This window comes from Luteibacter sp., from assembly GCF_051958795.1.
Taxonomy (GTDB): Bacteria; Pseudomonadota; Gammaproteobacteria; order Xanthomonadales; family Rhodanobacteraceae; genus Luteibacter.
In genome coordinates this window covers 1-2,691 of the sequence record NZ_JBQCFT010000079.1, presented here as the reverse complement: position 1 = coordinate 2,691, position 2,691 = coordinate 1, and the positions used below count along the sequence as shown (strand labels likewise).

Below are 2,691 nucleotides of genomic sequence, written 5' to 3'. Positions count from 1 at the left end.
ACACCGATGATGAGGCAGACAAACGGCGGGAAGCCCAGTACGCGCTTGGCGATCAACGCCCTGCTCGTGCTCTTCCCCGAATAGAGCGATGCCACGATGATCCCGCCCGCGGCCAGCAGCGGAAAACAACCGAGCTGGTCGACGATCACCGCCACCGAAAGCCCTTCCTTACCGTGCAGGGCCTCCATCAGCGGATAGCCCATGAACGAGGTATTGCCGAGGCCGCACACGAGGGTCAGGCAACCGATGCGCTGCGGGGTCCACCGGAATATGCGCCCCAGCGTGGCGAACAAAGCCCACGCGCCAAAGAAGGTGATCCACATCCCCACCACCGGGAACCACAGGTGCGGATCCACGGTGACCTGCGGCACCAGCCCGAGCACCAGGGCCGGCAGCGCGATGTTCAGCACCCACCAGTTGATCCCCGGGACGATGCCTTCAGGCAGGTTCGCGTAACGCCGGCAGAGGATGCCGAGGGCGAGGCAGACAAAGAGGATGAGCAGCGCGGACATGGGATCGGAAGATAGCAGTTCCAGCGCCGACGTCCCGGCTACGGGCCAACCACGTGCGCGGCGCGTTGTAGGAGCTCACCCTGTGAGCGACATCTTTCGCGGTAGAGCCACAGGCCCTGATGCGTTTTCGCGAAAGATGTCGCCCACAGGGTGGGCTCCTACACGCGCGTGGCTTAGCCTAGCAACACGCGGTTCATGCGCTGCACGAAACCGGCCGGGTCGGCGAGCTGGGCACCGGCGGTGATTTCGGCCTGTTCGAAGAGCAGGTTCGCGAGATCAGCGGCCTTGCCGTCGTCACCTTCGGCGGCCAGGCGCTTCACCAGCGGGTGTTCCGGGTTGAGCTCAAGCGCCGGCTTCGAGTCGGGCACGTCCTGGCCGGCTTCGCGCAGCAGGCGAGCCAGGTGCGGGGCCAGGTCAAAGTCGGACAGGGCCAGGCACGACGGCGAATCGGTGAGGCGCGCCGAGACGCGGACGTCGCTGACCTTGTCGCCGAGCAGGGCCTTGGTGCGCTCGATCAGCGGCGCAGCGGCCGTGTTGGCGGCTTCCTGCTTCGCCTTGTCGGCTTCATCCAGCGGGAAATCGCCCTTCGCCACGTTGCGCAGGCGCTTGCCTTCGTACTCGGTGAAGTAGCCCAGCATCCACTCATCGATGCGGTCGGACATCAGCAGCACTTCGATGCCCTTGGCCTTCAACGCCTCGATCTGCGGGCTGCCGGCGGCGGCCGCGTAGCTATCGGCGGTGACGTACCAAATTGCATCCTGGCCCACGGCCATGCGGCCGATGTAGTCGTCCAGCGAGACCGTCTTCGCCGCGCCTTCGCCCTTGGTCGAGGCGAAACGCAGCAGCTTCGCGATGCGCTCGCGGTTGGCCGCGTCTTCGACGATGCCTTCCTTCAGCGTGTTGCCGAAACCGGCGAGGAAGGTAGCGAACTTCTCCGGCTCATCGCGCGAGACCTTCTCGAGCAGGTCCAGCACGCGCTTCACGCACGAGCTCTTGATCTTCTCGAGCTGGCGGTTCTGCTGCAGGATCTCGCGGCTGACGTTCAGCGGCAGGTCGTCCGCATCCACCACGCCACGCACGAAGCGCAGGTAGTTCGGCAGCAGTTCCTCGGCGGCATCCATGATGAAGACGCGCTTGATGTACAGCTTGAGGCCCTTACGCTCCTCGCGGCCACCACCCATCATCATGTCGAACGGCGGCTGCTCCGGTACGTAGAGCAGCGTGGTGAAGCTCTGGCTGCCCTCGACGCGGTTGTGCGCCCAGGCGAGCGGGTCGTTGAAGTCGTGGCCCAACGCCTTGTAGAAGTTCTGGTATTCCTCGTCGGTGATCTCGCTCTTCGGCCGCGCCCACAGCGCCGAGGCGGAGTTCACCGTCACCCACTCGTTCGGATCCGGCTTGCCGTCTTTTTCTTCCGGCATGCGGATAGGGAACGCCACGTGGTCGGAGTACTTCGTGACCAGCTGGCGCAGCTGCCAGCCCTTGAGGAATTCGTCTTCGTCGGCCTTGAGGTGCAGCACCACGGTGGTGCCGCGCTCGCTGACGTTGGTTTCCTCGAGGGTGTATTCGCCCTTGCCGTCGCTCTCCCAGCGCACGCCCGATTCAGTCGGCTCGCCGGCGCGGCGGGTGATCACGGTGACCTTGTCGGCCACGACGAAGGCGGAATAGAAGCCCACGCCGAACTGGCCGATAAGGCGCGAGTCGGCCTTCTGCTCGCCGGAAAGGGCTTCGAGGTAGCGGCGGGTGCCCGAGCTGGCGATGGTGCCGATGTTGGCGACCACGTCCTCGCGGCTCATGCCGATACCGTTGTCGCGCACGCTGATGGTGCGGGCCTCCGGGTCCCAGGTGACCTGGATGCGCAGCTCGGCGTCTTCGGTGACCAGGCCGGGGTTGGCGAGGGCTTCGAAGCGGAGCTTGTCGCAGGCGTCGGAGGCGTTGGAAATGAGCTCGCGGAGGAAGATTTCCTTGTGCGAGTAGAGGGAATGGGTGACCAGGTGCAGGACCTGGGCGACCTCGGCTTCGAATTTGCGGGTTTCCTGGCTCACGGTGCCGTTCCTTCAGGGATGGACAGACCGTGAATTATGGGGACCGCGGGGCGAAAGAAAAGTCTTTGGGGCGGGGGACGCCCCGTGGGAGTGGGGGTGCGTACTATGCGCCCCCACCGGGGGGCCTCGTTCGGAAA

The 2,691-nt window shown here is 65.2% G+C and carries 2 protein-coding genes; both read right to left on the bottom strand.

Annotation, left to right across the window (positions count from 1 at the left end):
• Positions 1-512 (bottom strand): AEC family transporter (locus ACTHLF_RS04285; RefSeq protein ID WP_440325163.1); only part of this gene is annotated, 512 nt, incomplete at its 3' end.
• Between the two features lie 173 nt (positions 513-685).
• Positions 686-2,554 (bottom strand): molecular chaperone HtpG, encoded by a 1,869-nt coding sequence (gene htpG, locus ACTHLF_RS04280; protein WP_440325162.1) that lies wholly within the window; start codon positions 2,552-2,554, stop codon positions 686-688.
• Positions 2,555-2,691 lie beyond the last annotated feature (137 nt).